This is a genomic window from Desulfocurvus sp. (assembly GCF_023230885.1).
In the GTDB taxonomy this organism is placed as follows: domain Bacteria; phylum Desulfobacterota; class Desulfovibrionia; order Desulfovibrionales; family Desulfovibrionaceae; genus Desulfocurvus.
On record NZ_JALNWM010000029.1, the window covers coordinates 1 to 20,551 of the forward strand.

The 20,551-nt window shown below is 71.2% G+C and carries 19 protein-coding genes; 13 read left to right on the plus strand and 6 right to left on the minus strand.

Going from position 1 to position 20,551, the window contains the following annotated elements:
* Window positions 1-96: 96 nt before the first annotated feature.
* The 6 genes from M0P34_RS03440 to M0P34_RS03465 are packed head-to-tail and all read left to right on the plus strand — an operon-like array spanning window position 97 to window position 7,522.
* Complete coding sequence (locus M0P34_RS03440) at window positions 97-972, plus strand: phosphate/phosphite/phosphonate ABC transporter substrate-binding protein (RefSeq protein WP_291496433.1); 876 nt, start codon at window positions 97-99, stop codon at window positions 970-972.
* Window positions 969-3,119, plus strand: coding sequence for an ATP-binding protein (locus M0P34_RS03445; protein WP_291496399.1), 2,151 nt, complete (start codon window positions 969-971; stop codon window positions 3,117-3,119). Before M0P34_RS03440 ends, M0P34_RS03445 begins: the two co-directional genes overlap by 4 nt.
* 1 nt (window position 3,120) lies before the next feature.
* Entirely contained in the window at window positions 3,121-3,480 is a 360-nt protein-coding gene (locus M0P34_RS03450; RefSeq protein ID WP_291496401.1) for a response regulator, read from the plus strand.
* Between the two features lie 27 nt (window positions 3,481-3,507).
* Window positions 3,508-5,997, plus strand: a complete 2,490-nt coding sequence (locus M0P34_RS03455) for a PEP/pyruvate-binding domain-containing protein (RefSeq protein ID WP_291496403.1) — start codon at window positions 3,508-3,510, stop codon at window positions 5,995-5,997.
* Between the two features lie 6 nt (window positions 5,998-6,003).
* Window positions 6,004-7,101, plus strand: a complete 1,098-nt coding sequence (locus M0P34_RS03460; protein WP_291496405.1) for a dual specificity protein phosphatase family protein — start codon at window positions 6,004-6,006, stop codon at window positions 7,099-7,101.
* A 13-nt stretch (window positions 7,102-7,114) separates the two neighbouring features.
* On the plus strand, window positions 7,115-7,522 hold the full coding sequence (locus M0P34_RS03465; RefSeq protein ID WP_291496406.1) for a hypothetical protein: 408 nt from the start codon (window positions 7,115-7,117) through the stop codon (window positions 7,520-7,522).
* Between the two features lie 18 nt (window positions 7,523-7,540).
* Here M0P34_RS03465 and M0P34_RS03470 read toward each other — a convergent pair whose 3' ends face one another.
* On the minus strand, window positions 7,541-8,206 hold the full coding sequence (locus tag M0P34_RS03470; protein WP_291496408.1) for a lactate utilization protein: 666 nt from the start codon (window positions 8,204-8,206) through the stop codon (window positions 7,541-7,543).
* 500 nt (window positions 8,207-8,706) lie between these two features.
* Here M0P34_RS03470 and rpmH point away from each other — a divergent pair, with 500 nt between their 5' ends.
* From rpmH to jag, 5 genes are read left to right on the plus strand one after another with little or no spacing between them, the layout of a single operon-like run.
* Window positions 8,707-8,844: a 50S ribosomal protein L34 gene (gene rpmH / locus M0P34_RS03475; protein ID WP_084458196.1), complete on the plus strand. Its 138-nt coding sequence runs from the start codon at window positions 8,707-8,709 to the stop codon at window positions 8,842-8,844.
* Complete coding sequence (rnpA, locus tag M0P34_RS03480) at window positions 8,832-9,251, plus strand: ribonuclease P protein component (RefSeq protein WP_291496436.1); 420 nt, start codon at window positions 8,832-8,834, stop codon at window positions 9,249-9,251. The genes rpmH and rnpA overlap by 13 nt, the downstream gene beginning before the upstream one ends.
* A 10-nt stretch (window positions 9,252-9,261) precedes the next feature.
* The gene (gene yidD, locus M0P34_RS03485; RefSeq protein ID WP_291496413.1) at window positions 9,262-9,537 is read left to right on the plus strand and encodes a membrane protein insertion efficiency factor YidD; all 276 of its coding nucleotides are present in this window, start codon (window positions 9,262-9,264) and stop codon (window positions 9,535-9,537) included.
* On the plus strand, window positions 9,530-11,152 hold the full coding sequence (yidC, locus tag M0P34_RS03490) for a membrane protein insertase YidC (RefSeq protein ID WP_291496414.1): 1,623 nt from the start codon (window positions 9,530-9,532) through the stop codon (window positions 11,150-11,152). Before yidD ends, yidC begins: the two co-directional genes overlap by 8 nt.
* A gap of 59 nt (window positions 11,153-11,211) precedes the next feature.
* Complete coding sequence (jag, locus tag M0P34_RS03495; protein ID WP_291496416.1) at window positions 11,212-12,243, plus strand: RNA-binding cell elongation regulator Jag/EloR; 1,032 nt, start codon at window positions 11,212-11,214, stop codon at window positions 12,241-12,243.
* A 135-nt stretch (window positions 12,244-12,378) separates the two neighbouring features.
* Here jag and aroC read toward each other — a convergent pair whose 3' ends face one another.
* Entirely contained in the window at window positions 12,379-13,431 is a 1,053-nt protein-coding gene (aroC, locus tag M0P34_RS03500) for a chorismate synthase (RefSeq protein WP_291496418.1), read from the minus strand.
* Between the two features lie 345 nt (window positions 13,432-13,776).
* Here aroC and M0P34_RS03505 point away from each other — a divergent pair, with 345 nt between their 5' ends.
* The gene (locus M0P34_RS03505) at window positions 13,777-14,787 is read left to right on the plus strand and encodes a DUF933 domain-containing protein (protein WP_291496420.1); all 1,011 of its coding nucleotides are present in this window, start codon (window positions 13,777-13,779) and stop codon (window positions 14,785-14,787) included.
* Between the two features lie 15 nt (window positions 14,788-14,802).
* Entirely contained in the window at window positions 14,803-15,612 is an 810-nt protein-coding gene (locus M0P34_RS03510; RefSeq protein ID WP_291496422.1) for an RNA methyltransferase, read from the plus strand.
* Window positions 15,613-15,669: 57 nt separating this feature from the next.
* Here M0P34_RS03510 and M0P34_RS03515 read toward each other — a convergent pair whose 3' ends face one another.
* The 4 genes from M0P34_RS03515 to cobA form a co-directional block, all read right to left on the minus strand.
* Complete coding sequence (locus tag M0P34_RS03515; protein WP_291496424.1) at window positions 15,670-15,951, minus strand: HU family DNA-binding protein; 282 nt, start codon at window positions 15,949-15,951, stop codon at window positions 15,670-15,672.
* Window positions 15,952-17,224: 1,273 nt separating this feature from the next.
* The gene (amrA, locus tag M0P34_RS03520) at window positions 17,225-17,812 is read right to left on the minus strand and encodes an AmmeMemoRadiSam system protein A (RefSeq protein WP_291496426.1); all 588 of its coding nucleotides are present in this window, start codon (window positions 17,810-17,812) and stop codon (window positions 17,225-17,227) included.
* Window positions 17,813-18,400: 588 nt separating this feature from the next.
* Complete coding sequence (gene purN / locus M0P34_RS03525) at window positions 18,401-19,075, minus strand: phosphoribosylglycinamide formyltransferase (protein ID WP_291496429.1); 675 nt, start codon at window positions 19,073-19,075, stop codon at window positions 18,401-18,403.
* A gap of 18 nt (window positions 19,076-19,093) precedes the next feature.
* On the minus strand, window positions 19,094-20,551 hold a 1,458-nt coding region (gene cobA / locus M0P34_RS03530; RefSeq protein WP_291496431.1), incomplete at its 5' end, for a uroporphyrinogen-III C-methyltransferase.

Genomic DNA, 20,551 nt, shown 5'->3' on the forward strand with positions numbered 1-20,551 from the left:
CCCCCCCGCAAAACCACGCTGCTGCACAGGCTCCCCAGGGATCTGCCGGGCCTTTTGGCCGTGGTGCTGCTGGCCCTGCTGCTGGCCGTGCCGCTCATGAGCTGCGGCGACAACGAGCCCGTGCGTCATGTGGACCTGACCAAGCGCGAGCCCATCACCTTCCACCAGCGCCAGGAGGAGGTCACCTACGCCTACGCCCCGCAGTACTCCCACGCCACCTCCTACCAGCGCCACCACCTGCTGGTGGAATACCTGGCCGAGGTAACGGGGCTCAGGATGCGCCAGGTCTTCCCCGACACCTTCGGGGAGCACATGAACATGGTCGAGCAGGGGCTCATCGACATCTCCTTCTCCAACCCGTTCATCTACATCAAGATGGCCGAGCGCCAGGGCGCCTGGGCCTTCGCCCGCGCCGTGGAGCCCGGGGGCCGCAACTTCCGCGGCCAGATCATCACCCGCGCCGACAACCCGAGGATCAAAAGCCTCCAGGACGTGCGCGGCGAGCGCTGGCTGGCCGTGGACCCGTCCAGCGCCGGGGGCTACCTCTACCCCCTGGGCCACTTCATCGAAAACGGCATCCACAAGGAGGACTTCGCGGAAATCGCCTTCGCCCCCGGCCCCGGCGGCAAGCAGGAGAAGGTCGTGCTGGGCGTCTATTCCGGCAAGTACGGCGTGGGCTCCATCCGCGAGGGCACCCTGGACATCGTGGCCAACACCATCGACCTGTCGCAGATCCGCGTGCTGGACGTGTCGCGCTGGTATCCGGGCTGGGTCTACGCCGCGCGCAAGGGCCTGGAGCCCGACATCGTGCGCAAGATCCGCGACGCCATGATCGCCCTGGACATCAGCCAGCCCTCTCACCGGCCCATCCTGGAGAACGCCGGGCTCACGGCCATCATCCCCTCCCAGGACGGCGACTTCGACCCCGTGCGCCGCCTGGCCGAGACCGTGGGCGAGGAGCTGCTGCGGTGACCCGGCCCCCCCGCCTTCTCGACCGCCTGAAATTCCAGGACAAGATCAACCTGGGTACGGCGATCATCGTCATCTTCTTCGGCGTGCTGGTGTCCATCGGCGTGTCGCGCGTCAGCGTGGACGCCATCATCGAGGAGAACCGCGACCGCGGCACGAGCATGGCCAAGAACCTGGCCCTGCGCGCCCTGGACCCCATGCTCGGCCAGGACTTCCTGCGCCTGAAGACCCTGGTGGACGAGGTGGCGGGGCTGTCGCCCTACATCGCCTACGCCTTTGTGCAGGACCGCCAGGGCGACGTGGTGGTCCACTCCTTCAAGACCGATTTTCCCGTGGAGCTGCGCGAGGCCAACGCCGCGCGCGGGCGCGAGGTGCGCGTACAGCTGCTCGACGCGGGGTCCATGCGCATCTACGACTTCGCCGCCCCGGTGATCATCGGCACCGACAGCTTCGGCACCGTGCGCCTGGGCATCAGCCAGGTGCGCGTGCAAAGCGCCAAGAGCCAGATCATGGTCACCATCTTCGGCATCACCGCCGCCGTGGCCGTGGCGGCCATCCTGCTGTCGACCCTCTTCGCCCGGGGCATCACCCGCCGCCTGGACATCCTGCGCGAGAGCGCCGAGGAGGTGGTGCGCGGCAACCTCGACGTGCAGACCGCCCCGCCCCTGTCGCGCGACTGCTGGGAGGTCATGAACTGCTCCAACCAGGACTGCCCGGCCTACCGCGACGACCGCCACCGCTGCTGGTTCCTGGCGGGCACCCTGTGCCCGCACTGCGCCGACGTGGCCCTGCCCGAAAAACTCAGGACCTGCCGGTCCTGCAAGGTTTTCATGGAGAACCAGGGCGACGAGATCCAGGCCCTGGCCGAGACCTTCGACATCATGGCCCTGACGCTCAACGCCTACATCGACGAGCTCAAGCAGACCCACAGCGACCTCGAACGCCAGCGCCAGCTCATGCAGACCATCCTCGACGTGACCCCCGACCTGGTATCCCTCCAGGACGCCGAGCTGCGCTACATCGCCGTGAACAAGGCATTTTGCACCTATTTCCACCGCAACGAGAAGGACATCCTCGGGCGCACGGACTTCGACCTGTTCGGCGAGGGCCAGGCCGACGCCAACTATCACGAGGACCGCCAGATCCTCATGAGCGGGGTGCCGCTGTCCAAGCAGATCCTCACCGGGCGCAAGGGCGACAAGCGCTGGTTCCACATCCTCAAGGTGCCCGTGCGCAGCGGCGAACGGATCATCGGCCTGCTGCTCACCGCCCGCGACATCACCGTCATCAAGCAGTACCAGGAACGGCTCATCCACTCCCAGAAGATGCACGACCTGGGCAAGATGGCCGGCGGCGTGGCCCACGAGATCAACACCCCCCTGGGCATCATCCTGGGCTACGCCCAGCTCCTGCTCGAGGACGCCGCCCCCGACGGCCAGCTGCACAAGGACCTGAAGACCATCGAGCGCCAGACCAAGGTCTGCCGCCGCATCGTGGCCGACCTGCTCGGCTTCTCGCGCAGCGCCCAGAGCGCCATGGAGCCCATGGACCTGAACACCTCCATCCAGGAGGTGGTGGACCTGGTGGCCCAGATCTTCCGCCAGGAGCGCGTGGTCGTGGAGACGGACTTCGACCCCACCGTGCCGCCCATTGTGGGCGACGCCGCGCGGCTCAAGCAGGTCTGGATGAACCTGCTCTCCAACGCCTTCGACGCCATCGGCTCCGACGGGCACATCCAGGTGGGCACCAAGCTGTGCAGCCACCGCCGCCGGGTGGTGGTCTCCGTGGCCGACACCGGCGCGGGCATCGCCGGGGGCGACCTGCCCCAGGTCTTCGACCCCTTTTTCACCACCAAGCCCGTGGGCGAGGGCACGGGGCTCGGGCTGTCCGTGTCCTTCGGCATCGTGGCCGACCACGGCGGGAAGATTTCGGTGACCAGCCCGGCGCCCGTGGAGTATCTGGACACGGGCGGCGACAAGAACGAGACAAAACCTCCCGGACCCGGTACGGTATTTTTTGTCGAGCTGCCCCTGACCAAGGAGGGCCTGCCCGACGAGGAATGCCCCGAGGTCGCCGTGATCCGGGGCGAGCTGCCCACGGCGGCGCCGTCCCCGGAGGTTCGAGAACCGCAAGGAGCCCAAGGAGACTGACATGGCCGCGATCATAGTGCTCGACGACGTGATGGACGCCGGGGCGCTCATCAAACGCATCCTGGAACGCAAGGGCCACAGCGTGGACGCCTTCACCGAGGAGGAGGAGGCCCTGGCCCACGCCAAGGCCCACGCCCCGGACCTGGCCATCCTGGACATCAAGCTGAAGAAGATGACCGGCGTGGAGGTGCTCGAGGAGCTGAAGAAGGTCTCCCCCGGCACGCGGGTGATCATGCTCACCGGCTACCCGACCATCGAGACGGCCCGCCAGTGCCAGCGCCTGGGCGCCACGGACTACTGCGTCAAGCCCATCGACAAGGACGAGCTGGAAGACAAGGTGGAGAAGGTTCTCAACAGCTAGCACCCCCGGCAAGGAGCCCCGCGCCACATGGACTTCAAGGAGCTGTTCAAGCACTGGACCTATCAGGTCTTCGCGCCGGGCACCGTCCTGCGGCGCAAGTACGAGTCGTTCAAGAACCTGCTTGAGATCGACCGCGCCTGCCTGGAGCGCATCGCCGAGCTGGAGGACCTCCACTACGGCGGCTCGCCCGTGGACTGGGCCCGCGTCAACCAGCTCGTGCGCGAGCTGCTCTCGCAGTCCGACTTCCTGGTGCGCGAGCTGCTGGCCATGAGCCCGGGCAACTACCTGGACCTGCCCGACTACCGCAACAAGATCGCCTTCTACCTGACCATGGCCTCCGAGCCGCAGGAGTTCGAGTTCGCCCCGCCCTTCGCCATGAGCTACGAGGAGTCGCTGGGGCGCCCGGCCTGCGCCGGGGGCAAGGCCCACAACCTGGCCCAGGTCGCGGCCCTGGCCGAGCTGCCCGTGCCCGAGGGCTTCGTCATCACCTGCCGGGCCTTCCATTACTTCATCGAATACAACGAGCTGCGCCCGCGCATCGACACCCTGCTGGCCAAGGTCAACCTCGACGCCCCGGGCTTTGTGGGCGACATCTGCGAGGAGATCCAGCGTTTGGTCCTGGCTGGCGAGGTGCCCCCGGCGGTGGAGCAGGAATACCGCCACCGGGCCATGCTGCTGGCCGGGGCGCGCGGGGGGCGGGTCCGCCTGGCCCTGCGCTCCAGCGCGCGCGGCGAGGACTCCGAGGCATCTTTCGCCGGGCAGTACGAGTCCGTGCTCGGGGTTTCCCTCTCGGACATCACCCCGGCCTACAAGAAGGTCCTGGCCAGCAAATACAGCGCCAAGGCCGTGACCTACCGCATCCGCTACGGCCTGCCCGACTCGCAGACGCCCATGGCCGTGCTGGTCACGGAGATGATCGACCCCGCGGCCAGCGGCGTGGTCTACACCCGCGACCCCGCCGACCACGGCGGCGACACCCTGGCCGTGTACGCCGTGCCCGGCATGGGCCGCGCCCTGGTGGACGGCAGCGCCTCGCCGGAGGTGGTCACCGTTTCGCGCGGGGAAAGCCCCGAGGTCGTGGGCCATGCCCGGGGCGGCGGCGCGCCGCAGGTGGTCTGCGGCGACACGCCCGAGGGCGGCCCCTGCCTGCCCGAGGCCCACGCCCTGTCCCTGGCGCGGGTGGGCCTGCGCCTGGAGCGGCTGTTCGGCGCCCCGCAGGACATCGAATGGTGCATGGACCACAGCGGCACGCTGTACATCCTCCAGGCCCGGCCCCTGGGCCTGGAGGAGCCGGACGCCCAGGACGCCGCCCCCCAGGGCCCGATTCCCGACGAGCCGCTGCTGCGCGGCCTCCCGGCCAGCCCGGGGGTGGGCATGGGCCCGGTGTGCAAGCCGCACCGCGTCACGGACCTGGACGAGGTGGCCAACGGCTGCGTGCTGGTGGCCGAAACCCTCTCCCCGGCCTATGTGAGCGTTCTGGAGCGCCTGGCCGCGGTCATCACGGACACCGGCTCCAAGGCCAGCCACTTCGCCTCCGTGGCCCGCGAGTTCGGGCTGCCCGTGGTCGTCGACGCCAAGTTCGCCACCCGCTCCCTGCCCGAGGGCGGGGTGGTCACCGTGGACGCGACCCACGGGCTGGTCTACGCCGGCGCCGTGGCGGCCCTCAAGGACCGCGCCGGGCGGCCCCGGCCCCAGCGCGACACGCCCTTTCGCCGGAGCATGGCCGAGGTCATGCGCCACATCGCGCCCCTGAACCTGACCGACCCCGGCGACGAGAGCTTCGCCCCCAGCGGCTGCCGGACCATCCACGACATCGTGCGCTTCTGCCACGAGCGCGGCGTGGGCGAGATGTTCTCCCTGGTGGGCAAGGGCGGGCGCGGCCTGGCCCAGGCCAAGCTGCTGGAAACGCCGCTGCCCGTGGTGCTGCACATCCTCGACCTGGGCGGCGGCCTGACCCCGGCGGCGGCGGAGGAGAAGACCGTCGACCCCTGCCACTTCGCCAGCGGCGGGCTCATCGCCCTGTGGGAGGGGCTGAACCATCCCGACGTGCAATGGGACGGCAGCCTGCTGTCCTTCGACTGGGAGCGCTTCGACCAGATGTCGGGCGGCGTGTTCAGCCTCAAATCCAAGATCCTGTCCAGCTATGTGGTGGTTGCCCGCGAGTATCTGCATCTGCTCATGCGCTTTGGCTACCACTTCGCGGTGGTCGACTCGGTGTGCGGCGAGCACCCCGAGGGCAACTATGTGAACTTCCGCTTCAAGGGCGGGGGGGCGGGCGTGGGCCAGCGGCTGCTGCGCCTGGACTTCGTGAAGAAGGTCCTGGCCAGCGCGGGCTTCCGGGTCAAGGTCACCGGCGACATGCTCGACGCGCGCCTGGACCGCGCCCCGGCGCCCAAGATCGAGCTGACCCTGACCATGGTCGGCACCCTGCTCGGGCGCACCCGGCTCATGGACATGGCCCTCACCGGCGACGAGCAGGTCCAGGAGCTGGTGGAACAATTCCTGGAGTCCCTGTAGGCCGCCATGTCCTTCGCGTCCGGCTACGCCGTCGACTGGGTCACCGAGGGCCTCGCCGTGGGCGGGGCGCCCATGTCCTACGAGGCCCTGGCCGCCCTGCGCGCCCAGGGGGTGGACTGCATCCTGAACCTGTGCGACGAGTTCTGCGACCTGCACTGGATCGAGGCCGACCAGGGCTTCGAGGTCTACTACCTGCCCATCCCCGACGAGCAGGCGCCGGACCTGGCCGAGCTGGAAAAGGCCCTGGACTGGCTGGACGAGGCCATCTACCTGGGCAAGCGTGTGCTCATCCACTGCCGTCACGGCATCGGCCGCACGGGCACGGTGCTCAACGCCTACCTGCTGCGCAAGGGCCTGGGGCACAAGCTGGCCGGGCGCACCCTGCGGCCCCTGCGGGCCAAGCCGCAGAACTTCTCCCAGTGGCGCTTCGTGCGCCGCTACGGCAAGCAGGCCGGGCGGCTGTCCGTGCGCGAACCCAGCCTGGAGTCGCGCAACCTGGTGGACCTGTACCCCTTTTTCGCCGACTACGAGCGCGCCGTGGAAGACGTGGACGTGCTCCTGGGCGACGGGGCGCGGCCCTCGGCCCTGTGCGGGCGCGACCACGACCGCTGCTGCCGCGACCTTGTGACCATGCCGCTCATCGAGGCCGTGTACCTGAACCACGCCGTGGCCATGACCCTGTCGCGGGCCGACCGCGAGGGCGTGATCCTGCGCGCGGTGGAAGCCCTGCGCGCCCTGCGCCGCCTGGGTTACGACCCCCAGGACCCCGCCACGCGAACCCCCGCGCTGGCGGAGGCCGCCCGCGAGGCCGGGGTGCTCTGCCCGCTGTCCGAAATGGGCGAATGCCTGATCTTCGACAGCCGGCCCCTGGCCTGCCGCCTGGCGGACCTCGCCCCCCGGGACCGCGCCCACCAGGCCGTGTCCGTGCACCTGCCCGGGGCCATGAAGAGCATCAGCGCCAACCTGTTCTTCGCCTACACCTCGCAGTTCCCCAAGGGGCCGCCCATGATCTTCACCCTGCCCGAGGTGGTCTCGGGCAAGTTCGTGCAGAGTTTCTTCTACTCGCTGATGCGCCTGGGCGAAGCCGACCCCGGCGCCGACTGAAGGAGGACAGCCGATGATCGCACGCATCCCCGGCCAGACCGCCCTGGCGGCCCTGCTGCTCGCCGCGGCCCTGGCCTGGCTCCCGGCCCCGGCCCGGGCCCAGGGTCCGGACCTCGCCGGCGGCTACGCCATCACCGGGACCGACCCCGACGGCGGCGCGGCCTACCACGGCAGCGCGGAGCTGACGCGCCAGGGCGCGGCCTACCTGTTCGAGGCGGAAATCGGCGGGGAGAGCTTCTCCGGCCTGGGCCTGCACGACCCCGAGACCGGGGTGCTGGCTCTGTCCTTCCTGGACGGCGGCGGCCCCGGGGGCCTGGGCGTGACCCTGCTGCGCGTGCAGGGCTCGACCCTGCGCGGCCAGTGGATCTCGCGCGCGCAGCCCGGGGCCAGCCCGGGCGTCGAGGTCTGGACCCGGCGCTGACCCGGGCCGGGCACGGCCCTAGAAACCCAGCTCCTGGTCCACCAGCACGACCTTGACGCGGTTCCTGGGCCAGGAGCGCTCGGTAATGGACCAGGTGTTGCAGATGCGCTCGGGACTTGCGCAGTCCTCGCAGCGCAGGCTGCGGGTACACGGCGTCTTGCGGCCCAGGCGCATGGCGTTGACCGGGGCGGCCAGCTCCTTGACGCGGCGCATGGCCTCCTCCAGGATGCCGCCCACCTTGTTGCGCCCGGCCACCACCACCACGAAACGCGGGCCGAAGGCCAGGGCCGCCACGCGGTTGCCCGTGGCGTCGAGGTTCACCAGCCTGCCGTCGGCGGTGATGGCGTTGGCGCCGGTGAAAAAGATGTCGGCGGTGAGCGCCTCGCGGCGCACGCGCAAGGACTCGAAGCGCGCCAGCCCCGGGTCGAAGGGATCCAGGGCCGTCAGCCCCGGGGTGGCCTTGACGGCGTCGTAGATGCCCGTCTCCATGAGGGTCATGGAACCGCCAAAGCCCACGCTGCGGCAGTTCTCCTCGTCCATGAGCCGCACCAGGATATCCTTTTCCACCAGGGCCCGGGCCGCTGCGGCCCCGGACACCAGGTAGGCGTCGAAACCGTTGCGCGCCAGGGCCTTCTTGGCCTGTTGCAGGCGTCCTTCGCGGTAGGCGGCCAGGGGATTGTCCATGGGTCCTCCGGGGCTGGGGGTCGGGGCGGGGCCTCGCCTCCAGCACTGCCAAACCGGGCCGCCGCGGTCAAGGCGCCGCGAAGCGCCGGGGCGCGCGCCCGGGCGCGGGAGCAGGTCGGCCGGGGCGCGCGCCCGCGGCCCGTTTCCCCCGGGGGGATGCCCGGACGCAGACCGCCAAGCAGAGAGACAGAGGCGCGACCAGCTACGAGACGCGCCCGGGCGCGGGGCAGGCCCTTCCGCGGCCAGGGCCGCCCGCCCCCCGCGTCCGCGCCCGCGCCCGGCTCGGGGGGCTTGACTTCCCTCGCCACCTGGGGCAGTTAGTCCGCCCGCGAGGGAACCGTCCGGGGCGCGCCGAGGTGCGCCCCGCGCGTTTCCCGGCGCGGCGGCGCGGGGCCGCGCGAGCCCGCCCGGACGCCCTGCCTGCGGACCTGACATCTTGACAGGCCCGGGGCGAGGGGTTAATTACTCGCGTTTACGACCACCCCAAGGAGAATACAGCCATGAGCAAGAGAACATACCAGCCCAGCAAGCTGCGCCGCAAAAGGACCCACGGCTTCCTGGTCCGTTCCCGCACCAAGAACGGCCGCGCCGTGCTGCGCCGCCGTCGCGCCAAGGGACGCAAGAGATTAGCGGTCTAGCCTTTCCGCGCCGACACCGCCTGCTGCACCGCTCCCAGTTCCTTGCGTGCTATGACCGGGGCAGGAAGTATTTCTCCAGGCGCTTCATTCTTTTCGCGCTTCACGACGCCACGCCCGGCGCCCACTGGCGCCTGGGCGTGGCCGTAAGCCGGAAGCTGGGCCCGGCGGTGTCGCGCAACCGCATCAAGAGGCTGCTGCGCGAATTCTTCCGCCTGCACCAGCTGAGCCTGCCCGCAGGCGTGGACTTCGTCGTCGTCCCCAAGCGTCATGTGGACGCCGGAACACTGGGCCTCGCCGACGTGGAACGCGAGCTCGCCGACCTGGTGGCCAAAGTCCGTCAGGCCCCGGCCCCCGGGGCGGCGCCCCGGTGCGGCCGGGACGCCCAGCCCGCCCAGCCCGACAGATGAGGCCAAGACCATGCGCACCATACTCATCGCCCTCATCCGCCTCTACCAGCGCGCCGTCTCGCCCCTGTTCCCGCCCTCGTGCCGGTTCCTGCCCACCTGCTCGGCCTACGCCGCCGAAGCCGTCGCCGTGCATGGCGCCCTGAAGGGCTCCCTGCTGGCCCTGCGGCGCATCCTGCGCTGCCACCCGCTGTGCCGGGGCGGGCTCGACCCCGTCCCCCCGAAATCACCGGGCCGCAAGCCCGAACAACGCCGCTCGCCCCTCGCGACAGGAAGCCATCATGGATAACGACAACACCAAACGCACGCTCCTGGCCGTCGTCCTCTCCACCATAGTGATCGTGGCCTGGGGCTACTTCTTCCAGCCGCAGCCGCAGCCCCAGCCCGCCCAGGAGCAGGCCGCCACGGCCCAGCCCAGCCCCTCGGCCCAGGTGGACGCCGCCATCCCCGGCGAGCCCGCACCCGTGGCCCCGGCCCCGGCCTTCGCCCCCAGCGCCGGGCGCGACGTGGTGGTCGACACCCCGCTCTACCGCGCGGTCTTCAACTCCGCGGGCGGCATCCTGACTTCCTTCGAGCTGAAGCAGCACACCGATTCCATCGCCGCCGACGCGCGGCCCGTGAACCTCATCGCGCCCCAGGCCGTGGGCGTCGGCCCCCTGGGGCTGCTCTGGCAGGACCAGGGCACCTGGCGCGCCGAGTCCAGCCAGTGGGCCGCGCCCGCCACCGAGGCGCTGAACGTGGGCGACCAGGGCGCCGAGCTGACCTTCCAGGGCTCCTTCGGCGGCCTGGCCATCACCCGCCACCTGCGCTTCGCCCCCGACACCTACCTCATCGAGGAGGTCGTCACCCTGGCCAACACCACGGGCGCGCCCATCGACGGCCGCCTGGGCTTCAACATCGGCGTGGCGCCGCTCACCGCCAAGGACGACAACTACAACCCCACCCGCGTCTCCTTCCTCGACGCCAAGGGCGTGGATGACGAGTCCGACCGCGAGGACCTGGCCGCCGGGCTGCGCCGGGCCGACGGCGTGAAGTGGGGCGCCATCCAGAGCAACTACTTCACCGTGGCCCTGGCCCCCGAAGACGGCGACCTGACCCTCAAGAGCAAGTTCACCGGCGACCTGTTCCGCATGGTGGTGGACAAGGACGGCGTGAGCATCGCCCCGGGCACCAGCCGCGAAGTGAAGGCCAGCTACTACCTGGGCCCGGTCATGTCCAAGTACCTGAGCCAGGCGCCCCACGGCCTGGACTCCCTGGTAACCTACGGCTTCTTCGACATCATCTCCGTCCCGCTCATGAAGGGCCTGCTCTACATCCACTCCGTGGTGGGCAACTGGGGCGTGGCCATCATCATCCTGACCATCATCATCAAGCTCGCGTTCTGGCCGCTGTCGCAAAAAAGCTACCAGTCCATGAACAAGATGAAGAAGATCCAGCCGCTGATGGCCAAGGTCCGCGAGCAGTACAAGGACGACCGCCAGAAGATGAACGAGGAGATGATGCGGCTGTACAAGACCTACAAGGTCAACCCGGCGGGCGGCTGCCTGCCCATGCTGCTGCAGATCCCCGTTTTCCTGGCGCTGTACCAGGCGCTCCTGGGCGCCGTGGAGCTGCGCCACGCGGCCTTCATCCCGCACCTGCCCTTCACCGATCTGGTCTGGCTGGCCGACCTGTCGGCCAAGGATCCGTTCTACATCACTCCGCTGGTCATGGGCGCCACCATGTTCCTGCAACAGAAGATGACCCCGGCCCCGGGCGACCCGACCCAGGCCAAAATCATGCTCTTCATGCCGGTCATCTTCACCTTCATGTTCCTGAACTTCCCTTCGGGACTGGTGGTCTACTGGCTGGTCAACAACGTCCTGTCCATCGCCCAGCAATGGTGGCTGCTGCGCAAGGCCTAGCCCGGCCCGCACCGGCCGCGCGGCACGCTCCCCGCGCCCGGCATCCATAAGGAGTATCAATGACCCGCTTCACGGAGTTCACAGGGAAAACCCTGGATGAAGCCATAGAGAACGCCCTGGGCGCCTTCGGCGTGCCGCGCGAAAAGCTGGAGATCGAAATCGTCTCGGGAGGCTCCAACGGCATCTTCGGGCTGATGAGCAAAAAGGCCGTGGTCAAGGCCCGGCTGCGCCCCCGGCTGGCCGACGCGCCACTGGGCCCCGGCCCGGCCCCCGGAAACCGGACCCAGGAGCCCCCCCAGGCCGGGGCCGCCGAATCCGGAGCCGCCAAGCCCGAGGCTGCCGAATCCGGAGCCGCCGCGCCCGAGGCCCTCACGTCCGGGGCCGCCGAACCCGGAACCGTGCAGGCCGCCGCGCCCCGGCCCGGGGCCCGCGCGCCCCGGCCCGGGGCCGCGCAGCCCGAGGCCCCCGCGGCTCCCGAGGCGCCGCGCGCCCAGGCGCCCGCCCCGGCCCCCGGCGAGCCCGCCGCAGCCTTCGACGACCACGGCGACGAGGACGACCTCGACGAGGCCCCCGAGGACGCCCCGCGCGCGGCTGGCGCCGACGAGCCGGACACCGCGACCCTGGCCGCCGTGGTCCGCGAGGTGGTCCACAACGTGCTCACGCCCATCATCGGCCCCACCCAGCTGGAGGTCGAGGCCGAGCCCGGGCGCGTGAAGGTGCTCATCCGCGACGAGGAGAACTCCGGGCTGATCATCGGCCGCGAGGGCCAGACCATCGCCGCCCTGCAATACATCGTCAACCGCATCGTGGCCCGCAGGCTGCCCACCACCGCCCGCGTGCACCTCGACGCGGGCGACTACCGCCAGCGCCAGGACGACAACCTCCAGCGTATGGCCATGTACCTCGCCGACAAGGCCAAGAACCAGAACCGCACCCAGAGCACCAAGCCCCTGTCATCCTACCACCGCAGGCTGGTGCACCTGGCCCTGCAACACGACGAGGGCATCGTCACCTCCTCCAAGGGCGACGGCCCCCTCAAGCGCGTACTCATCCATCCCCGCCGCAACGGCGGCGGCCAGCGCCGCGCCTGATCCCTCCCGGCGCGCCAACCCGCCCCTGCCGGGCCGCAAGACGAACGGGCAGGCACGAAACCGTGCCTGCCCGTTCGTCTTGCGGCCCCCGCCCGGCCCCGCCGCACTCGTCACTTTACCGAAATAGCGTGAAACTCAACCCATGCGCTTTTGCAGCAGCCACATGTCCGCCAGGGTCAGCAGGACCATGGCCCGCAACACCGGGTTGATGCGCGCAATGGCCGCCACGTCGTGCCGCCCGCCCACGCGCAGCCGCGTGGGCAGCCCCTGGTCGGTCAGCGTGTCCTGCTCGCGGGCAATGGACGGGATGGGCTTCACATGCGCGCGCAGCACGATGTCCTGGCCGCTGGAAATGCCGCCCAGGATGCCCCCGGCGTTGTTGGACGCGAAGCCGCCCGGCACCAGGGGGTCGTTATTGGCGCTGCCCTGGGCGCGGGCCGCCGCGCAGCCCGCGCCGACCTCCACCGCCTTCACCGCGCCCACGCCCATGAGCGCGTACGCCAGGCGCGCGTCCAGCTTGTCGAACACCGGCTCGCCCAGGCCCGCAGGCACCCCCCGGGCCACAAGCTCGACCACGCCGCCGATGCTGTCGCCCGCCTCGCGCGCCGCGCGCACCCGCTCGGCCCACAGCGGCACGACCTCGTCGCACGGCGCGCCGAACTCGCGCTCCCACGCGCCCCACGGGTCACGCGCCTCGGCCCGCACGCCCCCCAGCTCCACCGTGTACGCCGCCACCGCGACCCCCAGCCCGGACAGCAGCGCCCCGGCCACCGCCCCGCCCGCAACCCGGCTCACCGTCTCGCGGCCCGAGCTGCGCCCGCCGCCCCGGTAATCCCGCAGCCCGTACTTGGCGTCGTAGGTCACGTCGGCATGCCCCGGCCGGTACACATGGCCGATCTGCGAATAATCCCGCGAGCGCTGGTCCTCGTTGCGGACCACAAAGCCGATGGGCGTGCCCGTGGTCCGGCCCTCGAAGACCCCAGACAACAGCTCCACCCGGTCGGCCTCGCGCCGCGCCGTGGAGGCCGCGCCCTGGCCCGGACGGCGCAGATCCACCTCGCGCTGGATCATCTCCGAGGTCAGGGCCACCCCCGCCGGGCAGCCGTCCACCACGCCGCCCAGGCCCGCGCCGTGCGACTCCCCAAACGTCGTCAACCGGAATACCGTCCCGAATGTGCTGCCTGTCATGCGCGCCTCCAATCAGCCCCCTACCACACCACCCCCCGCCCCCGCCAGCCCGGTGGGGGGGGCGGAAGCCCGGGGACGGTGCGTACTCCCGGGGACGGATAAGCCTCCGGCGGCTTAAGGGCCGTGGGCCCTTAAGAATCCCATTCGGGGTGGGCGTGGCGGCGCGCCGCCACGCCCACCCAATGCGGGATTCCCAAGGGACGTGTCCATTGAGCCGCCGGAGGCTCATCAACCCGGAGGATACGCGCACCGTCCCCGGGCCTCCGCCGCCCGCCCCTGGCTGGTTGGCAGGCGGCGGGAAACAGGGTATTGGGGCGCCAACGAAACGAGCAAGGAGTACAAGCGATGAAAACGGCGATATTCGGTTTTGCGGGGTCGGGGAAGACCAGCCTGTTCGGGGCCCTGGCCGGGCCGGGGGCTGTGGGCAACGCGCGGGCGATGGTCAAGGTGCCGGAGCCCCGGCTGGAGCCGCTGGTGCAGCTGTTCAACCCGCGCAAGACGACCTTGAGCGAGATCGAATATGTGGATGTTCCCGGCGGCGGGGGCAAGGGCGACGGCCTGGGCGAGCGCGTGCTGTCGGAGATCCGGCCCTGCGACTGCGTACTGGCCGTGCTGGACGCCTTTTCGGGCCTGGCGGACCCCCGGCACCAGCTGGGCGGCATCGAGGCCGACTTCCTGGTTTCGGACCTGGCGGTGATCGAAAAGCGTCTGGAGCGCATGGCCCAGGACAAGCGCAAGAACAAGGATCTTGTGGACGCCAAGGAGGAGGCCATGCTGCTGCGGGCGCAGGCGCTCCTGGAGGCCGAGCGGCCCCTGCGCGAGGACGCCGAGGTGGCCGCGGCGCCGGAACTGCGCGGCTACAAATTCCTCACGGCCAAGCCCGTGGTCTATGCCTGGAACCTGCCCGAATCGGAGCTGGCGGGCTTCACCCCGCCCGCCGACGGGCCCGGGGTGGTGCATGTGGCGGTGTCGGCCCGGCTGGAGGCCGAGCTGGCGGAAATCGCCGACCCCGAGGAGAAACGCATGTTCCTGGACGACCTGGGCATCGCGGACTCGGCCCTGGACCGCGTCATCGCCGGAACCTACCGCCTGCTGGGGCTGATCACCTTCCTCACCGCCGGCGACAAGGAGGTCCGCGCCTGGGCCATACGCGGCGGCAGCACCGCGCCCGAGGCCGCCGGGGCCATCCACTCGGACATCCAAAAGGGCTTCATCCGTGCCGAGGTCCTGGGCTGGGAGGACTTCCTGAAGGCCGGGGATTTCAAGCGGGCCAAGGAAATGGGCCTGCACCGCCTGGAAGGCAAGACCTATGTGGTCAAGGACGGCGATATCGTGGAATTCCGCTTCAACGTCTAGGTCCGGGGGAGTGCGGTGATCGACGGCCTGCGGGTGGTCCTGTTCCAGCCCAAGTTCGCCCAGAACGTGGGCGCCGCGGCCCGGGCCTGCGCCAACATGGGCTGCGGCGAGCTGGTGCTTGTGGCCCCGCGCGACTGGGACCTGGAACGCGCCCTGCCCCTGGCCACGCCCAAGGGCGAACCGGTGCTGCGCGCGGCGCGGGTGGTGGACGAGCTGGAGCAGGCCCTGGCGGGCTGCGCCCACGTCTACGGCACCACGGCGCGCACCGGCGGCTGGCGGACCGGCCTGCTGACGCCGCGCGCCGCGGCGGAACGCGTGGCCGGGCAATGCCGCGAGGGCGCGCGGGTCGCCCTGCTCTTCGGCCCTGAAGACCGGGGCCTGACCAACGCGGAAACTGAAGTCTGCGGGCAGCTTGTGACCATCCCCACGGCCGAGGCCAGCTCCCTCAACCTGGCCCAGGCCGTGCTGCTGCTGCTCTACGAGTGCTTCCTGGCGGCCCAGGAGGTCCCCCGGGGCGCCCCGCGCGAACCGGCCGCGCACAACCTCGCCACCCACGCCGAGCAGGAACTGCTCTTCGCGGCCATGCGCGAGGCGCTCCTGGCCATCGGCGTGCTCAAGGACCAGAACACCGACTACTGGATGCTGCCCGTGCGCCGCTTCGTGCAGCGTACGCCCTTGCGCCGTGCGGAATTCAACATGTTGATGGGCGTGTGTCGCCAGGTGCGCTGGGTGGCGGGCCGGGCGGGCCTGCTGTGGCCCGGGAACGACCCGGGCCGGGAACCCGGGCCGGACGGGACCGGCGGGAGCGGGAAAAGCGGGGGCTGACCGGGCCGAAGGGGCCGCCGGGCATCCGGCGGCCGCCCTCGGAGAACCCCGGGTATCCTAGAGCTCTCCCTTGAGGCCCTTGGACACGGAGAATTTGACGACCTTGCGCGCCGGGATCTTGATGGCCGCGCCGGTCTGGGGGTTGCGGCCGGTGCGGGCGGCGCGCTCGGAAACGGTGAAGGAGCCGACGCCGGGCAGGCGCAGCCGCTCGCCGTCGTTGAGCTTGGTGGCGATGATGGCGCAGAAGGTGTCGAAAGCCTTCTCGGCCGCCGCCTTGGTGGCGAAGATTTCGGGCAGCTCGTCCTTCAGCGCTTCGATGAACTGGGCTTTGGTGAACATGCGGTTCCCTCCTCGGGCGGTTGAAGTTGCCTGATGGCTCTCGCGGGCGCGGACCCGCGAGGCGTCACGTCCAGCGATCCTGGTCACCCTATGCTCAGGACCGGAAGGCTTGTCAAACCCCGGCCCACGGCCCTTCCCGCTTATTCACAGGACTTGCGGCCCGCGCCCCGGCGCGGGCCGCCCCGCCCCCGGCAGGCCCCCGGTTCCGCCCGCGCGGCGCCCCCGCGCCGCCACCCCGATTTTGGGCAGCATTTTCGCGCCGTCAGCGCCGCCGCAAACCTGTTGAAACACGGCAAGCTCCGGCAAGCCTTGCTGGCTGGAACAGGAAGCCCCGCTACCCCACTGCCCTGGTGTGGAAAAAGAAAAATAGCAAAATATTTTTGCACATGTTCACAACAGCGACATCCTGACGCTGAGACCAACGCCAGGAAGGAAACGCCCCGTTCCCCTCCGGCCCCCAACAGCCCTCCCCTTCCGCCCCGCTGCGACACGCGCGGTCCCGCTGCCGCCGGGCGCCCCCGCCGCCCTCCTCCCAATTTCTGCACACCTCCGGCGTCCGCCCCCGCCGCCCCGGATTCGGGCACCCCGGGCTCCGCCAGGACGAATCCGACCACGCGCCGACCCCGCCCATGCCGCCCGGAGTGAACGGATGCCGGGAAAAAGGGCGCCAAAGGACGGGCAGGAGGAGGGGAAGAAGAGAATGGGAGCCAGGATGGCGGCGGGGCAAAGGCCGGGAAGCCGGAAACCCCGCGTGCCGGGGTCGGGGCAACGCAGGGCCGCTCCGCCCTCCCCGGCCCGCACAACCTCGGCCCAAGGCTGGCTCCGCTTCCCCAGCCAGGACATTTGCCCCTTTGGCAGGGAGCCGGGCCCCGCGCAGGCCAGGCGCCCTGGGGAACGGGAACCGGGCAGGCGCGCACCCGACGCTGCCGCGGAGGCGCGCCCGCCCCCGGGTTGGATGCACGTCCGGTTCCCGGTGGAGGCGCGTCCGGCCCCTGGGTCGATGCGCGCCCGCCCCGGGGCCGGGCTTCCGCACCCCCAGGCCGGGGGTCCGCACTCCCAGGGCGGGGGCCCGGGCCGGATGCCCGGCCGCAGTCCGTTCCCGGTCGGCTTCCCCGCCAAGCGAGGCCCGGCCTGGTTTGCCGTGGACGCAGGCCCGGAAGTTCCGCGCCCCGGGCTCGCCCCTGGAGCAGGCCCAGGGGAGCAAGGCAGGGAAGCCTTTGATCCCAAGGGCTCATCCGGCGGGCCGACGCGGCCGGGCCGCGCGGATTCGGGACTAGAAGACCTCGGCCTCGAACCAGAACAGCGCGGCCCCGGGCTCGCGCCAGGCGTCGGCGGGCAGCCCCGCCTTGCGGCAGGTCTGGGCCAGGAAGGTTTCCCGGTCCCAGCCCCATTCCACGGGCACCTGGGGCAGCAGCAGGCCCGAGCGCCCCGCGTGGCGGATGAGCAGCCCGTGACGGCCCACCTCGACCAGGGCGGGGTCCGGGCAGGGCAAAAGAGGCGACAACACGGAGATTTCCAGGTCCAGGGTCTCGAACTCCCCGGAAGCCACCGGGGGGAAGCGCGGATCCTGGAAGGCGGCGGCCTGGGCCATTGCCGCCACGGTGTCCCACAGCGGCCCGTCGCCCACGACGTTGCCGATGCACCCGCGCAGGTGCCCCCCGGCCTTGAGGGTCACGAAGGCGCCGCAGGGCCGGGCCAGGAGCCCCTGGGGCGGCCCGGGCAGGGGCACGGCCTGTTCGGGAAACAGCCGGTTGGCAATGGCCAGCCGGGCCAGAACGCGCAGGGCGTCCCGCTCCTGGGGGGAAATGCTGAAGCGCGGCCCCGGGTCGGGCGGGCCGGGGGTTTCGGGATTCCCGGACATGGATGCCTCCTTGCGGCCAGCTGCCGCCGGGGCGGGGCGGCGCCCGGCGCGGGCCGGCGCGCCGGGCAGGAAGACGGGCCGCCGCACGGCCCGGGAGGGCGCGCGGCGGTTCCGAAACAATGCCTTGGTATTCGAGGATACGGGAAACGCGGGGCAAAGGAAAGCCGGACCGCAAGGCGGCGCGAGGGTGGAGCGAGCCCTGGGCCTGGGGGCCTGGGGCTGCGCCGTGGTGGCGGCGCGAGGACGGCGCGAGAGCGGCGCCCCCCGGGATTCCCCGGACGCCCCTGCCCCCCGGAAGCCCCGGCTCTGGACGCGGCAGGGCATGGCGCGTTCGCCTGACGCTCCCTGCCCCCCCCGAAGCCCCCGGACGCCCCCGGACGCCCCCGGCACGCGGCCCGGAGCTGCGGCGAAGGCCGCCCGGCGGAACGGGTCGGGCCCGCGGGAGGGGGCGACGGATTCCTGCCCTGTTCACCTGCGCCCGCGCGGGCCGCCCGCCCCGGGGAGCGCATGCGCGCGCAACGCGGGGACTCCCGGGCGCCCTGGTCGGCGCGCCCGGGGTCGCCCCGGCGCCGGGGTCAGGCAACGGCCCTAGAAGCCGCGCTCCAGGGGCGGATTGACCAGGGCGGGCCGGTCCAGAACCGCCAGGGGCCTGCCCGCGTCGGCCACCAGCACATGGCGGCCCTCCACGCGCACCCGGCCCTCGGCCAGCCACTGGATGGCCTGGGGGTAGATGCGGTGCTCCATCTCCAGGATGCGCGCGCCCAGGGCGTCGGCGCCCTCGCCGGGCAGGGCGGGCACCGCCGCCTGGATGATGACCTGCCCGTGGTCCATGATCTCGTCCACGAAGTGCACGGTGCAGCCCGCGAGCTTCACGCCGTAGTCCGCGGCGTCGCGCTGGGCGTGGCAGCCCGGAAAGCTCGGCAGCAGCGCGGGATGGATGTTCACGATGCGCCCGGCAAACGCGTCCAGGAACACGGGGGTCAGCATGCGCATGAAGCCCGCCAGGACCACGAGCTCCGCCCCGCTCTCGCGGATGCGCGCCACCACGGCGGCGTCGAATGCCTCGCGCGCGGGGAACTCCGTGTGGTCGACAACGGCGTGGGGGATGCCGTGCCTGCGGGCGCGCTCCAGGCCGCCCGCCCCGGGCCTGTTGGACAGAACGAGCTCCACCCGGGCGTCCAGCACCCCGGCTTCGCTCTTGTCGATGATGGCCTGGAGGTTGGATCCTCCGCCCGAAACGAGCACCGCCAGCTTGAGGGCCACGTCGCGCTCCCGCCCCGGCTACAGGGCCTTGGCCAGCGCCGCCGCCAGCGCCGGGATGGTGTAGTCGGCGGGCTCGATGTCCGCCGTGAAGCCGAAGCGGGCCAGGGTCCGCGAGGTCACGGGACCGATGGAGGCCAGCTTCACCCCGGGAAGGTAGCTGCGGAAATCATCGGGCGCAATCAGGGTGAAGAAATTCTCCACCGTGGAGGAGCTGGTGAAGGTCACGCAGTGGATGTCCCCGGCGTCCAGGCGGGCCTTCAGCTCTTCGGGGCCGTCCTCGTTCAGCCCGGTGCGGTACACGGGCAGCACCCGGACCTGGGCCCCGGCGCGGGCCAGTTCCTCGGGCAGCACCTCGCGGGCGACCTCGGCGCGCGGGACGAGCACCCGCGTGCCCGCGCCCACGCCCAGGGCCTTCAGCCCGTCCACGACGCTTTCGGCCACATACTTCTCGGGCACGAAGTCGGCCACGACGCCGCGCTCGCGCAGGGCCTGCGCCGTGGCGGGGCCGATGGCCGCGACCTTGCGCCCGCCCAGGGCCCGGGCGTCCCGGCCCTGCTCCTCGAGGATCTTCCAGAACCAGCGCACCCCGTTGACGGAGGTGAAGACCAGCCAGTCCCAGTCCGCCAGCCCGGCCACGGCCTCGCGCACCGGGGCATAGTCCGGCAGCGGGTCGATGCGGATGGTCGGGAACTGGTGCACGCAGGCGCCCATGTCGCGCAGGAGCGCGGCGAAGTCGCTGGCCTGCTCACGCGCGCGGGTGACCACCACGCCCCTGCCCAGCAGCGGGCGCTTCTCGAACCAGCCCAGGGTGTCGCGCAGGCCGCAGACGCCGCCGACGATAATGATGCTCGGGGCCTTGAAGCCCTGGCGAGCGGCCTCGTCGGCCACGGTGTCCAGGGACGCGACCAGGGAGCGCTGGTTGCAGCGCGTGCCCCAGCGGACCAGGGCGGCCGGGGTCTTGGGGTCGCGCCCGCCGGCGATGAGGCGCTCGGCGATCATGGGCAGGTTGCCCACGCCCATATAGAAGACCAGGGTCGAGGTGCTCCGGGCGTAGACCTCCCAGTTGTGGCCGCTGGCCTCCTTGGTGGGGTCCTCATGGCCGGTGATGAAGCACACGCTGGTGGTGTGGTCGCGGTGGGTCACGGGGATGCCCGCGTAGGCCGCCGCCGCGACGCCCGCCGTGACCCCGGGCACGACCTCGAAGGTCAGCCCGGCGGCCACAAGCTCCTCGGCCTCCTCGCCGCCGCGCCCGAAGACGTAGGGGTCGCCGCCCTTGAGCCGCGCGATGGTCTTGCCCTCACGGGCCTTGGCCACCAGCAGCTCGTTGATCTTGTCCTGGGGCAGGGTGTGGTCGCCACCCTTCTTGCCCACATAGACGATCTCGGCGCCGGGCTTGGCGTAGTCCAGGAACTCGGCGTTGGCCAGGTAGTCGTAGACCAGCACGTCGCAGGTCTCGATGAGCTCGCGGCCCCGGAC

Coding starts and splice junctions, on each gene's coding strand:
- M0P34_RS03455 (WP_291496403.1), top strand. CDS start 3,508: ATGGACTTCAAGGAGCTGTTCAAGCACTGGACCTATCAGGTCTTCGCG.
- M0P34_RS03515 (WP_291496424.1), bottom strand. CDS start 15,951: ATGTTCACCAAAGCCCAGTTCATCGAAGCGCTGAAGGACGAGCTGCCC.
- aroC (WP_291496418.1), bottom strand. CDS start 13,431: ATGACAGGCAGCACATTCGGGACGGTATTCCGGTTGACGACGTTTGGG.
- amrA (WP_291496426.1), bottom strand. CDS start 17,812: ATGTCCGGGAATCCCGAAACCCCCGGCCCGCCCGACCCGGGGCCGCGC.
- yidD (WP_291496413.1), top strand. CDS start 9,262: ATGCGCACCATACTCATCGCCCTCATCCGCCTCTACCAGCGCGCCGTC.
- M0P34_RS03465 (WP_291496406.1), top strand. CDS start 7,115: ATGATCGCACGCATCCCCGGCCAGACCGCCCTGGCGGCCCTGCTGCTC.
- rpmH (WP_084458196.1), top strand. CDS start 8,707: ATGAGCAAGAGAACATACCAGCCCAGCAAGCTGCGCCGCAAAAGGACC.
- M0P34_RS03450 (WP_291496401.1), top strand. CDS start 3,121: ATGGCCGCGATCATAGTGCTCGACGACGTGATGGACGCCGGGGCGCTC.
- M0P34_RS03470 (WP_291496408.1), bottom strand. CDS start 8,206: ATGGACAATCCCCTGGCCGCCTACCGCGAAGGACGCCTGCAACAGGCC.
- jag (WP_291496416.1), top strand. CDS start 11,212: ATGACCCGCTTCACGGAGTTCACAGGGAAAACCCTGGATGAAGCCATA.
- M0P34_RS03505 (WP_291496420.1), top strand. CDS start 13,777: ATGAAAACGGCGATATTCGGTTTTGCGGGGTCGGGGAAGACCAGCCTG.
- M0P34_RS03440 (WP_291496433.1), top strand. CDS start 97: ATGAGCTGCGGCGACAACGAGCCCGTGCGTCATGTGGACCTGACCAAG.
- M0P34_RS03460 (WP_291496405.1), top strand. CDS start 6,004: ATGTCCTTCGCGTCCGGCTACGCCGTCGACTGGGTCACCGAGGGCCTC.
- yidC (WP_291496414.1), top strand. CDS start 9,530: ATGGATAACGACAACACCAAACGCACGCTCCTGGCCGTCGTCCTCTCC.